This window comes from Actinophytocola sp. (assembly GCF_049647105.1).
Taxonomy (GTDB): Bacteria; Actinomycetota; Actinomycetes; order Mycobacteriales; family Pseudonocardiaceae; genus Actinophytocola.
Genome location: NZ_JBARWZ010000210.1, coordinates 1 through 15,611, shown reverse-complemented (window position 1 = coordinate 15,611; position 15,611 = coordinate 1). Strand labels below are relative to the sequence as shown.

Genomic DNA, 15,611 nt, shown 5'->3' with positions numbered 1-15,611 from the left:
TTCCCGATACGGGGCAAATCCGCTGGTCAGTTGCCTGTTTCGCCCCTGCGCCAGTACGTCGTCGGGCGCACCCTGTTCCGAGGGAAACCGCGGCCGTCCAGCAGGTGGGCACGCAGCGCGACCATCGACGACCGCTCCCCCGCCAGCCACGCGTCGACCTTGCCCTCCGGCAGCTGGGCCGAGGCCACCGCCCGGGCAAGGAGGTCGTCCGTGCCGTCGCGGTGCAGCCAGGTCACCGTCACGTCCTCGGCCGTCGGGAGCGGCTGTTCCTCCGCAGCGTCGTGGACCTCGACGAACACGTGCGCGGGCACCCCCGGCCGCAGCTCACCCAGGATCGCCGCGATCGCGGGCAGTGCGGACTCGTCGCCCGCCAGCAGGTGCCAGTCGGCCGTCTCGTCCGGGACGTACGCGGGTGACGGGCCGACGAAGATCAGCTGGTCGCCCGGCGCCGCCCTCTTCGCCCAGTCCGACGCGGGGCCCGCGTCCTCGTGCAGCACGAAGTCGAAGTCGATCTCGCATGCGGCGCGGTCGTAGCGGCGCACGGTGTAGGTCCTGGTCAGCGGGCGCACCTGGGACCACATGCCGCGCGCCGACTCGATCGTCAGCGGCTCCGGCAGTTCGACGTCGTCGGGGTAGAAGTAGAGCATCACGTTCTGGTCGGTGCCCGCCGCCGCGAAGTCGGCGAGGTCGGGGCCGCCGACCGTCACCCGCGTCATCCTCGGGGTCATCCGCTCGACGCGGAGCACCGGGACCCGCCACAACTTCGTCTGCTGCCGGCGCGAACGCCTGCTCACCGTGGTGTTCATCGAGACCATCTTCGCACCGCCGGTTTCGCCGGTTATCGTTCGTTCGAACGAACGAGAGGGGAACCGCATGCTGGCGGCTCAGGCGACCGCACTGGCACGGGGTGACATCACTTCAGTACAGCTGACACAGAACGCACTCGACCGCGCCGATGCCACCCAGCCCACGCTAAACGCGTTCCGCCGCCTGCGCCGGGACGTCGCGCTCGTCGAGGCCAAGGACGCCGACCGGCGGCTCGCGGCAGGCGAACGGCTGCCGCTGCTCGGGATGCCGATCGCCATCAAGGACGACATGGACCTCGCCGGGGAGCCGACCGCGTTCGGCTGCGCGGGTGACTATCCGGTCGCCGCCGAGGACGGTGTGCTGGTCCGGCACCTGCGGGCGGCCGGTGCCGTGATCGTCGGGAAGACGAACACCCCCGAGTTCGGGTTGTGGCCGATCACCGAGGGCGAGGCGTTCGGCGTCACCCGCAACCCCTGGCACCCGGACCACACGCCGGGCGGCTCCTCGGGCGGGTCGGCCGCCGCGGTCGCGGCGGGGATCGTCGCGGCGGCGGTCGGGTCGGACGGCGCGGGCTCGATCCGCATCCCGGCCGCGTGGACGCATCTCGTCGGCATCAAACCCGGCCGGGGCACGCTGCCGACCCCGGAGGCGTTCAACGGGATCACCGAGTGGGGGCCGCTCACGCGCACGACCGAGGACGCCGCGCTGCTGCTGGACGTGCTGGCCGGGGAGTCCCGTTTCCGCGCCGCCGCCGACCGCGAACCGAGGCCCCTGCGGATCGCGCTGTCACTGCGGCCGCCGTTCATGGGTGGCGTGCGGGTGCGGCTCGATCCCCGCGTACGGGGCGCGGTCGTCGAGGTCGCGCGGCACCTGAGCGCTCTGGGACACGAGATCGTGGTCGACGATCCGGACTATGGACTGATCGGGTTGACGTTCTTGCCTCGGTCCCTGGCTGGCGTCGAGGAATGGTGTGCCGCCGCCCCAGACAGGTCGCTGCTCGATTTCCGTACGACTGACACAGGACGGATGGGCGCGCGGCTTGCCGGTCGCGCACTGCGGCTGTCCCGCGCGTCCCACGACTACTACCAGCGCAAGGTGGGCAGGCTGTTCGAGCGCGTGGACGTGGTCCTGGCACCCACCACCGCCACGCCGCCACTGCCGGTCGGCGCGATCGACGGGCTGTCCGGGTGGCGCACGGACCGGACGGTGATGGCGGCGTGCCCGTACGCGTGGCCGTGGAACGCGCTCGGCTGGCCGGGCGTGAACGTCCCGGCCGGACTCACCGACGATGGCCTGCCGGTCGGCGCTCAGTTGCTCGCGCCATCGGGTGGGGAGGAACTGCTGATCTCACTGACCGCGCAGCTGGAGTCGGTGCTGCGCTGGGACGAGCGCAGGCCGTGACCACCAGGGAACGGATCCTGCACGCGGTGCTGCGGGTGATCGGCACCGACGGCGTCGCGGGCGTGACGAACCGGCGGGTGGCGCGGGAGGCCGAGTTGTCGCTTGGCTCGCTCACGTACCACTTCGAGTCGCAGCGGGAGTTGTTGCGGGAGGCCATGTTGCTGTTCGTGGCCGAGGAGACCGCGCGGCTCGCGGCGCTGGCGGACGCACACCCTGGCGCGTCGCTGGCGTCGGCGGCGGCGCTCGTCGAGCAGGTCGCGGTGGACACCCGGTTCGGGCACGAGCAGATCGCGCCGCTGGAGCTGTACCTCCAGGCCGGGCGGGACCCGTCGCTGCGGGACTCGGCCGCGGCGTGCTTCGAGGCATACGACCGTATTGCGACCATGGTGCTGACGCGCCTTGGAGTGCCGTCACCGGACCGGCTCGCCGGACCGGTCGTCGCGCTGCTCACCGGCCTGCAGCTGCGCCGCCTCGCCACCGGCGAACCTGGCCCGACGAGCATCGCGGACGCGGTGACGATGCTGGTGCGCGAGCAGTAGGCCACCGGCCGCGACGACCAGGAACGCCTGCACGTCAAGGAGCAGCGGCGACTCGACGGCGCCCGCGAGGAGCATGCCCGCGACCGTCCCGAGCGTCATCAGCGCGAACGCCCCGGCGAGCAGCCTGCCGGTCGCGGCGGCGGGCACCGCGGACTGCAGCACGGCCGCGAGCCCCGAGTTGACGACCACCCCCGGCGCGCCGACGGCGATGAACATCCCGACGTAGACGCCGAGCGAGGTGGTCAGCGCGGGACCGTGCCAGATGCATGCCGACATCAGCCCGAACGCGATCGCACCCCACGCGAACAACGCGGTCGGCGCTACCCGGCGAGCGACCGTCGCGACGGTGACCCCGGCGGCGAACCCGCCGATCGCCTGCACACCTCGCAGCAGCCCGACCCCGCCGGAACCCGCGCCGAGGGTTTCCAATACGAATGGCACAAAGCGCACGAGGAAGATTCCCTGTGCCACACAGATGAGCGTGAGCGCGACCCCGAACGGCACGAGGCGGCGGTCGATGCGCAGGGGCGGCAGTTTCGCGGACTTCGCAGGTCGGGTGACTGGGAACCGCCCGCACATGGCGACCGCACCGACGACCAGAATCCCGGCGTACACGCCGTAGACCAGCGCGATCCCGCCGACCGCGAGCAGTGCGCCGCCGAGCCACGCGCCTGCGAGCCGGGCGATGTTGGCGCCCGAGGCGAGCAGCCCGTTGGCCGCGGCGCGACGGTCGACGGGCACAAGGTCGGCGACGAGCGCGTTTCGGGCGGGCTCGAAGAACGCCGCAAGGCTGCTCTGTAGTGCCATGACGACCCAGCACATGGCGTCGTCGGCCAGCAGCGGCGCCGCGACGAGCGCCTGGCCGAGGCAGATCACGAGCAGCAGCCGCGGCCGGTGCACACGGTCGGCGACCAGCCCGGTGACCGGGCTGAGCAGGACCATCGGCAGCAGCCCGACGACCATCATCACGGCGGTCGACGCGACCGATCCGGTGGCCTGGAAGACGACGACCGGCAGCGCGATCTGGAGCATCCACTCGCCGGTCTCGGAGCAGACAGAAGCCAGCCAGAGCCGTCTCATCTGGTCAGCCACAGGAACGCGCGGAACGCCGCGTGAACAGTGCGGGCCTCGGGCGGGGCATCCTCGCGGATGGTCGTGACGTACGGCCGGAGCAACGCGTCGACCTTCTCGGCCAGCCCGGTCAGCTCCTCCGGCGTCACCTTGAGCGCGTAGCTGTCGAGCGCACCCGCATCCCGCCACTCGGGCGGAATCTCCTCGTTGCGGTCGAGAAAACGCTGCGTGAGCTGCTGATCCTGCCGCAGTGCGCTGCCGAGGACGGCGAGCTGGGCGGTGCGCATGGTGTCGTCATCAGCCAGCTCCCCCAGCTCGAGCCCGACGATCGTGGCGCGCCACGGCCGCTGGCGCCCGTCGCCGCCGTCGACCGGCTCGACCAGGCCGAACTTGGCGAGCTGGCGCAGGTGCCACGAGCAGTTCGACGCCGTGGAGCCGACCACCTCGGCGCACTCGCTCGCGGTGCGCGGGCCGTGTGCCATGAGGTGGCGGAGCAGCTCGCCACGCAGCGGGTGCGCGAGGGCGGTCATCAGCTCGACGTCGGTGACGCGGTGCCGCTGTTCCATATCTGAAAGCCTCCTTTCGAAAGGACTCTTTCACATATGTGCCCAGAGGTCCATCGCCGTCCGGGGTGAAGGTGTGCACGGGGTTCGTGCGCCTCTAGCCTTGGCCCGTGCGTTTCGGGCTGCTGGGACCGCTCGCCGTGTGGACCGACCACGGTGAGCCCGTGACCGTGCCCGGCCGCAAGGTGCGGGCACTGCTCGCGAACCTGCTGGTCAACGCGGGGCGGCCGGTCTCGGCGGACCGGCTGGTCGACGACCTGTGGGGCGAGGCGGCACCCGCCGACCCCACCGCGGCCCTGCACGTCCGGGTCTCCCAGCTGCGGCGCGCGCTTGCGAACGCTGAACCGGGCGGACGCGAGCTGGTCATGTCGCAGGCACCCGGCTACGTGCTGCGGACCGACGCGCTGGACGCCGCCCGGTTCGCGGCACTCGTCGAGCAGGCGCAGGCGTCCGACACGCGGACCCGCGCCGGGCTGCTGACCGAGGCGCTGTCGCTGTGGCGCGGCCCGGTCCTGGCCGACTTCGCCGACGACGAGTTCACCGAGGCGGCGCGAACCAGGTGGGAGGAGCGGCGGCTGGCCGTCGTGGAGGCTCATGCCGAGGCCCGGCTCGCGCTGGCCGAACACCACGAGCTGGCCGGTGAACTCGGCGAGCAGGTGGCAAGTCATCCGTACAGAGAACGGTTGCGGGCCGCCCACCTGCGGGCGTTGCACCGGTCCGGCCGGACGAGCGAGGCGCTGGACAGCTTCCAGGATCTGCGCGGCAGGCTCGCCGACGAGCTGGGCCTGGACCCCGGCCCCGAGCTGACCGCGCTGCACCAGGCGATCCTGTCCGGCGACCCGGCCGAGGACCCGCCAGCGCCCTCGGCCCGCCCGGTCAAGCCCACCACCAACCTGCCCGCGCCGGTGACCGAGCTGATCGGCCGGGAGCACGCGATCGCGCGGGTGCGGGAGCTGCTGACCGCCGGGCGGCTCGTGACGCTCACCGGACCGGGCGGCGTCGGCAAGACGAGCGTGGCCGTCGCGGTCGCGCTGGCCGATACGCATCCGGACGGCGCGTGGCTGATCGACCTGACCACGTGGGACGGCTCCGGTGACCTCGCCGAGCTGGTGCTGTCCGAGCTGTCGATCCCGGGAACGCAGCAGCTGGCGACCGCGCTGCGGGAGCGGCGGATGCTGCTGGTGCTGGACAACTGCGAGCACGTGCTCGAACCGGTCGCCGACCTGGTCGCGGCGCTGCTGCCTGCCGCACCCGGGGTACGGGTGCTGGCCACCAGCCGCGAGCCGTTGCGCCTGCGTGGTGAGGCCCGCTTCGACCTGCCGCCACTCGACGTTCCCGATACAGATGACCCGGAACGGCTCGCCAAGTCCGCCGCCGTCCGGCTGTTCCTGGCCAGGGCGGGGCTCGCCGCGGCACCGGAGGTCACCACCGGCGTGGCCGAGGTGTGCAGGCGGCTCGACGGCATCCCGCTGGCGCTGGAACTGGCCGCCACCCGTGTGCCCGCGTTCGGCGTGCCAGAGCTGGCGGCCCGGTTGCAGGTGCCGCACGACCGGTTCGGGTTGCTGAGCGCGGGGCCGAGGGACGCGCCTGCCCGGCAGCGCACGCTTGCCGCGGTGATCGACTGGAGCTGGCGGCTGCTGACCGAGGACGAGCGGACCGTGCTGCGGCGGCTGGCCGTGCACGTCGGCGGCTGCACACTGGCCGCCGCCGAGGCCGTGTGCGACGTCGGCGGAGTGCTGGACCTGCTGGCCGGGCTGGTCGACCGCTCACTGGTGGTGCGCGTCGACGGGTCCAGGTACCGGCTGCTGGAGTCGGTGTCCGCCTACTGCCTCGACCGGCTGCGTGCCGCCGGGGAAGAGGAGGCCGTGCGGCGCAGGCGCGCCGACCACTATCTGGCCGTCGCCGAACAGGCCGAGCTGCGTGGCCCCGGCCAGCGGGAGTGGCTGCGCCGGCTGGACACCGAGGCCGCGAACCTGCGTGCGGCACTGGAGACGTTCCGCCGCGCCGGTGCCGCCTGGCAGGCGTTGCGTCTGACCACCGCTCTGGGGTGGTACTGGCTGCTGCGGGCCCGGTTCATCGAGGGGCAGCGGATGCTGGCGAGCGCGCTGGCGGTGGCGGGCGACGCACCCGCCGAGGCGCGGGCCGCCGCCGAGGTCTGGCACGCGGGCATGACGATCCGGCAGGGCCAGGCGGGCCCGGAGCTGGCGGCGGAGGTGCTGCGGGCGTACGAGAAGGTGGCGACCCCGGTCGAGCTGGCGCGGGCCGAGTGGTACCTGGCCGCGGCGATCATCGACTTCGGGGACACCGCCACGACCGGCGAGCTGCTGGCGCGGGCGCTGGAGACGTTCCGTGAGGCCGGCGACCAGTGGGGCGAGGCGGCGGTCCTCAGCACCCGCGCCATGCTCGCGCACATGCGGGGCGACGTGGCCGCGCTGGAACAGGACACCCGGCGCGGTGCCGAGCTGTTCGGTGCGCTGGGCGACGACTGGGGCCTGCTGCAGGCGACGGACTGGCTGATCGGCCTGGCGGACATGACCGGCGACCACGCGGAGGCGGCCCGGCTGAGCCGTGAAGGGTTGCGGATCGCCGAGGAGCTCGGGCTGTGGGCGGACGTGGCCGGCAGGCTGTCATGGCTGGCCTGGATTTCGGTGCAGACCGCGGACTACCCGGCCGCGCGGGAGTACGCCGAGCAGGCGCGGCGGCTGACGATCGAGCAGGGGCAGCGGGTGGGCGAGGTGTTCGCGACCCTCAGCCTGGCGTTCGCCGCGCGCCGGGCGGGCGACCTCGACGTCGCCGAGGAGCACCTGCGGTGGCTGCTGTCGTCGGCGAGGGACCAGCAGTCCGACGATGCCACGCCGCCGTACCTGCCGATGGTGCTGCTCGAACTGGGGCTGCTGGCCGAGCGGCGGGGTGACGTGACCGGGGCGCTGGCGTGGCACGGCGAGGCCTTCGACGTGTGCCAGGACCAGGGCATGGCGCACGGCGTGGCGGCTGTGCTGCAAGGCATGGCGGCGGCGCTGGTGCTGGACGGCCGGGCGGAGCTGGCGGCCCGCGTCCTCGGCTCGGCGGCAACGGCACGGCGCGAGTCCGGTCACCCGTTGCCCGCGTCGGACCGCGACGAGCTGGACCGCGTCACGTCCGCGGTCCAGCACGCCGACCCCGACTTCGATGCCCACTTCGCCGCAGGCACCGAAGTCACCCCCAGTGCGGCCAGGGCCTACTTGGGCACGTAGACGTGCACGACGATGCCCGACTCGAAACGGCTGATGTCGGCCAGCTTCAGGTGGGTGGTGTCGAAGCCCGCGCCCTCGAAGAGGTGGCGGCCCGCACCGACGATCACCGGGAAGTACCAGAAGTGGAACTCGTCGACGAGCCCGTGCTCGACGAGCGTGCGGTCCAGCTCGCCGGTGCCCCACTTGAGGATGTTCTTGCCGGGCTGCTCCTTGAGCTTCGCGACCTCCTCGGCGACATCGCCCTGCAGGATGGTCGCGTTCCAGGTGGCCTCGGTCAGCGTCCGGGACGCGACGTACTTGGGCATCTTGTTGACCGACTCGGCCATGGGGTTGTCCTGGCTCCCCCACGCCTCCGCCATGCCTTCGTAAGTCACCCGACCCAGCAACATGGCGTCCACGTCGGCCATGGTCTTGGCGGAGTAGTTCATGTGGTCCTCGTCCCAGTACGGCTGGCCCCAGTTCTGCGGCTCGGCCCGGGACGCGGTGGACGGCACGGTGTCGTCGATGACCCCGTCGAGCGAAACGAGCGTGGATTCGATGATCTTGCGCATTTCGGGTGCTCCCTCTGTTTGGTGACACCAGCCTGCGCGCGCCGCCTTACGGTTTCCTTCAGGTCCGGTTACCGACGTACCCGGCGATGGTCTTCGCGCAGGTCATCGCCTCCGTGTGGGTCGTGTCGACCTCAATGTCGTAGGTGACGCCCCGGTGGACCAGCTCCGCCTGCGACGCGGCCATCCCGGCCACCCGGTCACCGCGCGCCGCTTCCCGCGCCGCCGCGACCGCGGCGTCACAACGGACCCCGACCCAGAGCGTCGGTAGGTCGCCGAGTGCCGACCGCCAGCGCCCCTGGGACTCCGCTCCCCCGAGAAACACCTCGTCGACGACGACCCTCGCACCCGCGCCGACCATGGCAACGATCCCGGCGATCCATGCGGCCTCGATCGCGCGGAACTCCGCGCCGACCCGCACACCGCCGTCCGGTGCGAACTCGATGCCCGCGTCGGAGCCCTGCATGGCGGGCGGAAGCGCCTCGACGAAGTCGTCCGTGCCGAAGGTCAGCCACGGCTGCGGCAGAACATCCTGCAGACAGCGGGCGATTCTCGACTTCCCGGCACTGGACCCACCATTGAGCACGATCACCTGAGTCGTCACGGCGGCCACAGTAAGGCCAGGGCACGACTCTGCGCGGCGCTTTTCCCGCACCCATCGCGCGGAGCGCAACCGGCTCGGCCGTTCCGCGATGCCTACGCCTGACGCTGAGGATCATGGAGCATGCAATGCCCGGATTCTCAGTGGAGGGCTGATGGCTGCACCTGTTCTCGGCCTGGTCGGCTCCGCAGCCGGCGGCCTGGGAAAGATCCTTCCCAAGCTCATCGAGCCCATGATCGAACGCGGCTGGCGGGTAGCCGTCACGCTCACGCCGACCGCCGCTACCTGGTTCGACGCGACCGGTGAGATTGAGAAGATCGAGCAGATCACGGGTCTTCCGGTGCGGGTGAAGCCGCGGTTGCCAGGCGAAGAGAGCCCGCACCCCAAGGTCGACTGCTACGCGGTCGTCCCGGCCACCTCAAACACGGTCGGCAAGCTCGCGCTCGGCCTGGCCGACAACCAGGCCCTCACCCAAGTTTGCGAAGCCATCGGCGGCGGCACCATCCCGATCGTCATCTTCCCGCGCATCAACGCCGCCCACGCCCGTCACCCCTCGTGGGATAGCCACATCGCCGCACTCAAGCGGGCTGGCGTGCATCTCGTGATGGGTGAAGACGTGTGGCCGCTTCAGGAGCCGCGCTCCGAGTCGGGCAGACAACTGCCCTGGGACGCAATCATCGACAGTATCGCCTCGTCTGTGTTGCGATGATCTCGTCCTTCTACATGCGACGGACCGCATATCAGAGCAGGAGAGGTGCCACCAACGGTGGTTGACAATGGCAAAAGTCTGTCCTTACCACGCCACAAATCCGTCCGATCCGGATCGCTATCACGGCCACGGCGACTGCCACAGTGGTGGGCCGCGATGCCAGCACTGCCGACAAAGGGCTGATTAGGTCACGTCCTTCGGGCCCTCTGTCGAGTCACATGCCGCCGATAGGGTGACGGCATGAGTGACCTCATGACGTGGGCTCGTGAGCGAGCGGCGGCCTTCCTGGAGGTGCCGCTCCCACGTCGATGGGCACACGTTCAGGGGGTCGCCGACCGCGCCGAGCAGGCTGCGCCCATGTTCCCCGACGCGGAGGGTGAACTCCTGACTGCGACCTCGGTACTACACGACGTGGGCTACTCCCCCGAGATCGCGAAGACCGGGTTCCACCCGCTTGATGGTGCGCGAGCCCTGAGCGAGGCAACGTCCAACACTCGATTGGTGGCTCTCGTGGCTCACCACTCCTGTGCTTATCGAGAAGCTGAACTGCGTGGGCTGTCTGCTGAGCTGACCGAGTGGGTCGACGAAGAGACTCCGCTCCGGGATGCGTTGTGGTGGGCGGACATGACCACCTCGCCCGACGGTGAGCCTGTCGCCTTTGATGAGCGGATCAAGGAGATCCAACAGCGATATGGGCCGCAGGATGTGGTGACGTTCTTTGTTCGGCAGGCTGAGCCTGAGTTGCGTGGGGCAGTGGAGCGCACGGAGGCGCGGTTGCGGGCAGCGGGGATTTCCTACGAGTAGTAGGGCTCGCCGCGGTTGTCCATGCCGTGTTGGATGCGTAGTCGGATGGATGGGTGGATGTTCAGTCCGTCCAGGTCGGCCGGCGCTACCCACAGGACTTCTTTGGACTCGTTGCTTGTGCGTGGCTCGCCGCCGGTGGGGTTGGCGCGGAAGCAGATGGAGAACTCTTGGCGGACTTCGCCGTCGGTGAACTCGATGACGTGGTCTGGGTCGCTGTAGACGCCGATCATGCCCGTGACCTCGACGTCGATGCCGGTCTCTTCCATGACCTCGCGCTGCACAGTCTGGGTCAGTGTCTCGCCCAGTTCAAGTGCGCCGCCGGGGATGGCGTACAGGTCGTTGTCGGTGCGACGGATAAGCAGCAGCCGACCTTGCTCGTCTTGGATGAACGCGGTGACGGCGACGACGATGCTGTTCGCCGTGGGTGCGGTTGAGCTGCGGTAATGGTCTGTGCGGGCCATGGCTCCTGCCTACCACTTCAGGGGCTTGGCGATGTTCCACACGGCGTCGGAGCTTTCCGAGTACGTCTCGAACAGGTCACCGCCCGCGAGTCTGCGTAGGTGCAGCAGTGGGGCGTGAGCAGCCATGATGCCGTACACGTGGGTGTTGACGAGCATGTCGTCGTCGAAGCGGTAGATCGAGTTGTAGAGCGTGGTGCCGTGGGCGCGGATCGCCACGTTGGGGACCTCGGACAACGGCTTGTAGAAGGCGTGCGCGTTGCGGACCTTCGCGGCGAGAGTGCCCTTGCCGATGCCTTCCTCATCGCTGCGGCGGGTGACGGCTCGGCTGGCCGGGTCGCCGAGCAGGAGGCGGATCTTGACACCTGCCTCGGCCTTGGCGCGGAGCTTCTTGATCAGGTTCGGGTTGTCGGTGAGGAACATGCCCGAGTAGTTCAGCATCTCGATGTGCTGCTCGGCTCCGTTCAGAAGGTGTTCCCACAGGTCAGCGGGTACCGAGTGGCGGTGGGGGTAGACCTTGACCACCTCGGACTCGGCGATCTCGGCCTTGCGTTCCGGCGCGATGGCGTCCGGCCACAGGTAGTTCTCGCTCTCCCGGACCATGGCTGCGATGGCGCGCCGGTGGCGGGGGTAGGGCAGGCGGCCTTTGGTGATCCAGCGCTCGACAGTCTTGGGGTCGACCGTGGTCACCTTGGCGACCTGGTCGAGGTCCAGGCCGTTACGTAGCAGGGCGTCGCGTAGGCGTTCGTTCGTCATTCTGGTTGGTTTTCCCAGTTGAATTGACGACTAGGGACGTCTTCAAGGTAGCAAGGACGTCCTCAGATGTCCCGCTGTGCGGTGTGCCCGTCCTCCCGTTTCGACGACATTGGGTAGCGCCCGGACCACGTCAGGCCTTGCACAGAGGCAGCCATGTCACTCATCCCCGTTCGGGACGTTCGTGCTCGGCGTCGGAGCTGGAGCAGGCCGACCAGGAAGGACAGGGATGAGCCATGGGATTCAACGTCTCATGCACGCCGGGTAAGAACGCTGCGGCCGCCTACATGCGAGTAACCGAACACGTGCCCGCCTTGGTCATGTACCTGGACCCAGTCAACGTCGCCATCCAGCTCCCGCCCTTCCCCGGCGGTGACGTGGTGCTCGCGAAATTCTGCCGGGAGCCGGCTCGCGAGGCGGCCAAGCTCGCCGCTGAGATCGACCCGGACGATGAACCGGCTCCGCCGGAGCGTGGACCCCGGCATCTGCTGGTCACCGGGGGCGACGGCGATTCTGGTGGTGATTACTGATGGCCCAGCGTCAGGCCGTTGTGCCGTCGTCTCTGTTCGAGGCCCACGAGGTGCTGCGACGGCAGCGACCGAGCCGGGACGCGGCTCCCGAGGACTGGATCGCGTTCCACCGTCGCTGCTCCGAGGTGTACACGGCTACCGCGAAGGTCGACATCCGGCACCGGCACGAGGCGATGCAGTACGCGGCGATCGAGATCCGGCGGGCTCGGGAGATCGACCCCGCAGTCGACAGTGATTCCTAGGCACGCACCGGACTCGCCGAGACCCCTGGCGGCGTGTTACCGGCTCAGTCCCTGAGTTCCATCGTGCAGCACTTGGGGCCGCCGCCGGACTTTCGGAGTTCCGAGATGTCCACGAAGGTGGGTTCGTAGCCCGCGTGGATGAGGCGTTCGGCCAGGTGGGTGGCTTCCATCGGCAGCACCACGTTGCGGCCGTCCGAGACGCCGTTCAGGCCAAGGCACTCCGCGTCCGCCGCGTTGGCGATGATCGCGTCCGGGAACAGGTGGGCCAGTACGCGCTGGGAACCCGGCGAGAACGCCTCCGGGTAGTAGGCGATGTGGTCGTCCGACAGCACGAACAGCGCGGTGTCCAGGTGGTAGAAGCGCGCGTCCACCAAGTGCAGCGACACGACCGGCACGCCGAGCACCTCCTGCGCCTCGGCGTGGGCGCCCGGGTCGGTGCGGAAGCCGGTGCCCGCGAGCAGCAGGCGGCCGGTCCACGCGAAGTCGCCCTCGGCCTCGTTGATGGCGGTCGGCATCAGCACGTCGCGGTAGCCGTGGTCCAGGAACCAGCGGCGGTAGTGGTCGGCCTCAGCGGTGCGTTGCGGGTTGCGGAAGCGGGCGCCGAGCACCCTGCCCTCGACGACCGTGCCCGAGTTCGCGGCGAACACCATGTCGGGCAGGCCGGGCACCGGGCGGATGGTGTCGACGCGGTGGCCGAACCTGCGGTAGGTGTCCGCGAGCTCGCTCCACTGCTTGACGGCGAGTTCGGCGCTGACCGGTTCGTCCGGGTTCATCCACGGATTGATCGAGTACTCCACCGTGAAGTACTTCGGCTCGCACATGAGGTAGCGGCGAGGTGTCGACTCGCGGCGGAGGGTGCCCGTCATGATTCACATTGTGAGGGGCCGATAGACCATCGATCAATGTCGCAACCTGCTCTCCAAACCGGCAGAATGTTGCGTGTGGACGCGATAGATCAGCGAATCATTTCGCAGCTGGTGTCCGACGCGCGCAGCAGCTACTCGGTGATCGGCAAGGTGGTCGGCTTGTCGGCACCCGCTGTGAAGCGGCGGGTGGACCGGCTGCTCGACTCCGGCGTGCTGCGTGGGTTCACGGCCGTGGTCGACCCGGAGGCGCTCGGCTGGGGCACCGAGGCGTTCGTCGAGGTGCACTGCATCGGCAACGTCCGGCCGGACCGCATCCGGGCGCGCCTGCTCCCGCTGCCCGAGGTCGTCGCGGCCTACACGGTGTCCGGCGCCGCGGACGCCATCGTCCACCTGCGTGCGGCGAACATCCACCACCTCGAGGACGCGCTGGAACGGCTGCGGGCGGTGGACATGATCGACAGGACGGTGTCGACGGTCGTGCTGTCCACGCTGCTGGACCGGCCCCCCGCGCCGGACGTCAGCTGACCGGTGAGTTCCCTGGCTGCGACTAGTGTGCCTGGCCATGACTGTTCTGCTTGACCGGCGTGACGGGGTCGGGGTCATCACGATCGACCTTCCCGAGCGGCGGAACTCCCTCACGATGCCGATGTCCGCGCAGCTCGTCGAGCATGTCCGTTCCTGTGAGCAGGACGACGACGTGCACGCCATCGTCGTCACCGGCGCGCCGCCCGCCTTCTGCGCGGGTGCCGATCTCACGGCTCTCGGCGAGGCCCGTGAGGAGGGTCTCCGCGCCATCTACGCCGGGTTCCTCGCGGTCGCCGGGGCGTCGTTGCCGACCGTGGCGGCGGTCAACGGGGCCGCGGTCGGGGCCGGGCTGAACCTCGCTCTCGCCTGTGACGTGCGGCTGGCCGGGCCCAAGGCGCGGTTCGACGCGCGGTTCCTCCAGCTCGGGCTGCACCCCGGCGGCGGCATGACGTGGCTGTCCCAGCGGCTCGTCGGGCCCCAGACGGCCGCCGCGATGACGCTGTTCGGGCAGGTCCTCGACGCCGACGAGGCCGTGCGGACCGGGCTGGCGTTCCGGAAGGCGGACGACGTCGTCGCCGCGGCGCTCGAGTTCTGTGCGCCCGCGGTCAAGGCGCCGAGGGACCTCGTGGTCACCACCAAGCGCACCCTCGCCACGACGGCCACCTACGATCGACACGACGAAGCCGTCGAAACCGAGCTCGTCGCACAGGTGGCGTCGATGGAGACCCCCGCGTTCGCCGAGCTCCTGTCCGCCATGCGGGAGCGGATATCCCGCCAGGCGTGACAGGCCTTCCAGCATGTGGGAAGCCGCACTGTGATGTCCAACGCGAATACCCTGTGCACCAGGGAAACCTTGACTTAGGCACGACTACCCTCACTAACGAGGCACGCAGCCGTGCGAGAGAGGGACCAGCAGAGCATGAGTACCAGCGTCAACGGGGGCGGTCGGGCCACCCAGGTCACCAAGCTCGACCGGGTCGTGATCAGGTTCGCCGGCGACTCCGGCGACGGTATGCAGCTCGCCGGTGACCGGTTCACCTCCGAGGCCGCGTCCTTCGGGAACGACCTCGCCACCCTGCCCAACTTCCCCGCCGAGATTCGCGCACCAGCAGGCACGCTGCCGGGGGTCTCCAGCTTCCAGATCCACTTCGCCGACTACGACATCCTGACGCCGGGTGACCGGCCGGACGTGCTCGTCGCGATGAACCCGGCCGCGCTCAAGGCGAACATCGGCGAGCTGCCCGTCGGCGGCACGCTGATCGTCAACACCGACGAGTTCTCCAAGCGCAACCTCACGAAGGTCGGCTACGAGGCGAACCCGCTCGAGGACGACTCGCTGTCCAGCTTCCAGGTCCACCAGGTCGCGATGGCCACCCTCACGCAGGGCGCGCTCGCCGACACCGGCCTGTCGAAGAAGGACGCCGAGCGCAGCAAGAACATGTTCGCGCTCGGGCTGCTGTCGTGGATGTACCACCGGCCCACCGAGGGCACCGAGCGGTTCCTGCGTGAGAAGTTCGCCCGCAAGCCCGACATCGCCGAGGCCAACGTGCTGGCGTTCCGGGCGGGCTGGAACTACGGCGAGACGACCGAGGCGTTCGCGGTCACCTACGAGGTGCCGCCCGCGGAGTTCCCCCCGGGCACCTACCGGCAGATCACCGGCAACGCGGCGCTCGCGTACGGGATCGTGGCCGCCGGACAGTGCTCGCGGCTGCCCGTCTTCCTGGGCAGCTATCCGATCACGCCGGCCTCGGACATCCTGCACGAGCTGTCAAAGCACAAGAACTTCAACGTCACCACGATGCAGGCCGAGGACGAGATCGCGGGCGTCGGCGCGGCGCTCGGCGCGTCGTACGGTGGCGCGCTCGGGGTGACCACCACGTCCGGGCCTGGTGTCGCGCTCAAGGCGGAGACGATCGGTCTCGCGGTCATGCAGGAGCTGCCGCTTCTGGTGATCGACGTGC

At 70.0% G+C, this 15,611-nt stretch carries 17 protein-coding genes and 1 pseudogene; 10 read left to right on the top strand and 8 right to left on the bottom strand.

Going from position 1 to position 15,611, the window contains the following annotated elements:
• Window positions 1-26 precede the first annotated feature (26 nt).
• A complete protein-coding gene (locus WBA97_RS24745; protein WP_424233303.1) occupies window positions 27-806 on the bottom strand; it encodes a siderophore-interacting protein in 780 nt (259 codons plus the stop codon).
• 67 nt (window positions 807-873) lie between these two features.
• On the opposite strand from WBA97_RS24745, the gene WBA97_RS24740 reads away from it, so the two are divergent.
• Window positions 874-2,208 carry an amidase gene (locus WBA97_RS24740; RefSeq protein WP_424233302.1) on the top strand — a complete coding sequence of 445 codons (1,335 nt, stop codon included), beginning with the start codon at window positions 874-876 and terminating at the stop codon, window positions 2,206-2,208.
• Window positions 2,205-2,747 (top strand): TetR/AcrR family transcriptional regulator, encoded by a 543-nt coding sequence (locus WBA97_RS24735; RefSeq protein WP_424233301.1) that lies wholly within the window; start codon window positions 2,205-2,207, stop codon window positions 2,745-2,747. The genes WBA97_RS24740 and WBA97_RS24735 overlap by 4 nt, the downstream gene beginning before the upstream one ends.
• 24 nt (window positions 2,748-2,771) lie before the next feature.
• Here the strand turns inward: WBA97_RS24735 and WBA97_RS24730 are convergent.
• A pseudogene (locus tag WBA97_RS24730) lies at window positions 2,772-3,827 on the bottom strand (MFS transporter); the annotation flags it as partial.
• Entirely contained in the window at window positions 3,824-4,384 is a 561-nt protein-coding gene (locus WBA97_RS24725) for an ArsR/SmtB family transcription factor (RefSeq protein ID WP_424233300.1), read from the bottom strand. The pseudogene WBA97_RS24730 and the gene WBA97_RS24725, both read right to left, overlap by 4 nt.
• Window positions 4,385-4,491: 107 nt before the next feature.
• On the opposite strand from WBA97_RS24725, the gene WBA97_RS24720 reads away from it, so the two are divergent.
• Complete coding sequence (locus tag WBA97_RS24720) at window positions 4,492-7,614, top strand: BTAD domain-containing putative transcriptional regulator (RefSeq protein WP_424233299.1); 3,123 nt, start codon at window positions 4,492-4,494, stop codon at window positions 7,612-7,614.
• Here WBA97_RS24720 and WBA97_RS24715 read toward each other — a convergent pair.
• Together WBA97_RS24715 and cpt are read right to left on the bottom strand one after the other, a co-directional pair.
• Window positions 7,599-8,165 carry a dihydrofolate reductase family protein gene (locus WBA97_RS24715; protein WP_424233298.1) on the bottom strand — a complete coding sequence of 189 codons (567 nt, stop codon included), beginning with the start codon at window positions 8,163-8,165 and terminating at the stop codon, window positions 7,599-7,601. The genes WBA97_RS24720 and WBA97_RS24715 overlap by 16 nt on opposite strands.
• A 58-nt stretch (window positions 8,166-8,223) precedes the next feature.
• Window positions 8,224-8,766, bottom strand: coding sequence for a chloramphenicol phosphotransferase CPT (gene cpt, locus WBA97_RS24710; RefSeq protein WP_424233297.1), 543 nt, complete (start codon window positions 8,764-8,766; stop codon window positions 8,224-8,226).
• A 151-nt stretch (window positions 8,767-8,917) separates the two neighbouring features.
• Between cpt and WBA97_RS24705 the strand changes: the two genes are divergently transcribed.
• Together WBA97_RS24705 and WBA97_RS24700 are read left to right on the top strand one after the other, a co-directional pair.
• Complete coding sequence (locus tag WBA97_RS24705; RefSeq protein WP_424233296.1) at window positions 8,918-9,472, top strand: flavoprotein; 555 nt, start codon at window positions 8,918-8,920, stop codon at window positions 9,470-9,472.
• Between the two features lie 240 nt (window positions 9,473-9,712).
• The gene (locus tag WBA97_RS24700; RefSeq protein ID WP_424233295.1) at window positions 9,713-10,276 is read left to right on the top strand and encodes an HD domain-containing protein; all 564 of its coding nucleotides are present in this window, start codon (window positions 9,713-9,715) and stop codon (window positions 10,274-10,276) included.
• Here the strand turns inward: WBA97_RS24700 and WBA97_RS24695 are convergent.
• Together WBA97_RS24695 and WBA97_RS24690 are read right to left on the bottom strand one after the other, a co-directional pair.
• Window positions 10,267-10,737 (bottom strand): NUDIX hydrolase, encoded by a 471-nt coding sequence (locus WBA97_RS24695; protein WP_424233294.1) that lies wholly within the window; start codon window positions 10,735-10,737, stop codon window positions 10,267-10,269. The genes WBA97_RS24700 and WBA97_RS24695 overlap by 10 nt on opposite strands.
• Before the next feature lie 9 nt (window positions 10,738-10,746).
• Window positions 10,747-11,490, bottom strand: a complete 744-nt coding sequence (locus WBA97_RS24690) for a DUF5919 domain-containing protein (protein ID WP_424233293.1) — start codon at window positions 11,488-11,490, stop codon at window positions 10,747-10,749.
• Window positions 11,491-11,723: 233 nt separating this feature from the next.
• Between WBA97_RS24690 and WBA97_RS24685 the strand changes: the two genes are divergently transcribed.
• Window positions 11,724-12,017, top strand: a complete 294-nt coding sequence (locus tag WBA97_RS24685) for a hypothetical protein (RefSeq protein ID WP_424233292.1) — start codon at window positions 11,724-11,726, stop codon at window positions 12,015-12,017.
• On the top strand, window positions 12,017-12,259 hold the full coding sequence (locus WBA97_RS24680; RefSeq protein ID WP_424233291.1) for an AMED_5909 family protein: 243 nt from the start codon (window positions 12,017-12,019) through the stop codon (window positions 12,257-12,259). Before WBA97_RS24685 ends, WBA97_RS24680 begins: the two co-directional genes overlap by 1 nt.
• A gap of 44 nt (window positions 12,260-12,303) precedes the next feature.
• On the opposite strand, the gene ddaH is transcribed toward WBA97_RS24680, so the two are convergent.
• Window positions 12,304-13,125, bottom strand: a complete 822-nt coding sequence (gene ddaH / locus WBA97_RS24675; protein ID WP_424233290.1) for a dimethylargininase — start codon at window positions 13,123-13,125, stop codon at window positions 12,304-12,306.
• Between the two features lie 75 nt (window positions 13,126-13,200).
• On the opposite strand from ddaH, the gene WBA97_RS24670 reads away from it, so the two are divergent.
• The 3 genes from WBA97_RS24670 to WBA97_RS24660 all read left to right on the top strand — a co-directional run.
• A complete protein-coding gene (locus tag WBA97_RS24670) occupies window positions 13,201-13,650 on the top strand; it encodes an Lrp/AsnC family transcriptional regulator (RefSeq protein WP_424233289.1) in 450 nt (149 codons plus the stop codon).
• A gap of 37 nt (window positions 13,651-13,687) precedes the next feature.
• Entirely contained in the window at window positions 13,688-14,434 is a 747-nt protein-coding gene (locus tag WBA97_RS24665) for an enoyl-CoA hydratase (protein ID WP_424233288.1), read from the top strand.
• A gap of 135 nt (window positions 14,435-14,569) precedes the next feature.
• The coding region (locus tag WBA97_RS24660; RefSeq protein WP_424233287.1) for a 2-oxoacid:acceptor oxidoreductase family protein at window positions 14,570-15,611 on the top strand (1,042 nt) is incomplete at its 3' end.

Coding starts and splice junctions, on each gene's coding strand:
- WBA97_RS24745 (WP_424233303.1), bottom strand. CDS start 806: ATGAACACCACGGTGAGCAGGCGTTCGCGCCGGCAGCAGACGAAGTTG.
- WBA97_RS24740 (WP_424233302.1), top strand. CDS start 874: ATGCTGGCGGCTCAGGCGACCGCACTGGCACGGGGTGACATCACTTCA.
- WBA97_RS24725 (WP_424233300.1), bottom strand. CDS start 4,384: ATGGAACAGCGGCACCGCGTCACCGACGTCGAGCTGATGACCGCCCTC.
- WBA97_RS24715 (WP_424233298.1), bottom strand. CDS start 8,165: ATGCGCAAGATCATCGAATCCACGCTCGTTTCGCTCGACGGGGTCATC.
- WBA97_RS24705 (WP_424233296.1), top strand. CDS start 8,918: ATGGCTGCACCTGTTCTCGGCCTGGTCGGCTCCGCAGCCGGCGGCCTG.
- WBA97_RS24700 (WP_424233295.1), top strand. CDS start 9,713: ATGAGTGACCTCATGACGTGGGCTCGTGAGCGAGCGGCGGCCTTCCTG.
- WBA97_RS24695 (WP_424233294.1), bottom strand. CDS start 10,737: ATGGCCCGCACAGACCATTACCGCAGCTCAACCGCACCCACGGCGAAC.
- WBA97_RS24690 (WP_424233293.1), bottom strand. CDS start 11,490: ATGACGAACGAACGCCTACGCGACGCCCTGCTACGTAACGGCCTGGAC.
- WBA97_RS24685 (WP_424233292.1), top strand. CDS start 11,724: ATGGGATTCAACGTCTCATGCACGCCGGGTAAGAACGCTGCGGCCGCC.
- WBA97_RS24680 (WP_424233291.1), top strand. CDS start 12,017: ATGGCCCAGCGTCAGGCCGTTGTGCCGTCGTCTCTGTTCGAGGCCCAC.
- ddaH (WP_424233290.1), bottom strand. CDS start 13,125: ATGACGGGCACCCTCCGCCGCGAGTCGACACCTCGCCGCTACCTCATG.
- WBA97_RS24665 (WP_424233288.1), top strand. CDS start 13,688: ATGACTGTTCTGCTTGACCGGCGTGACGGGGTCGGGGTCATCACGATC.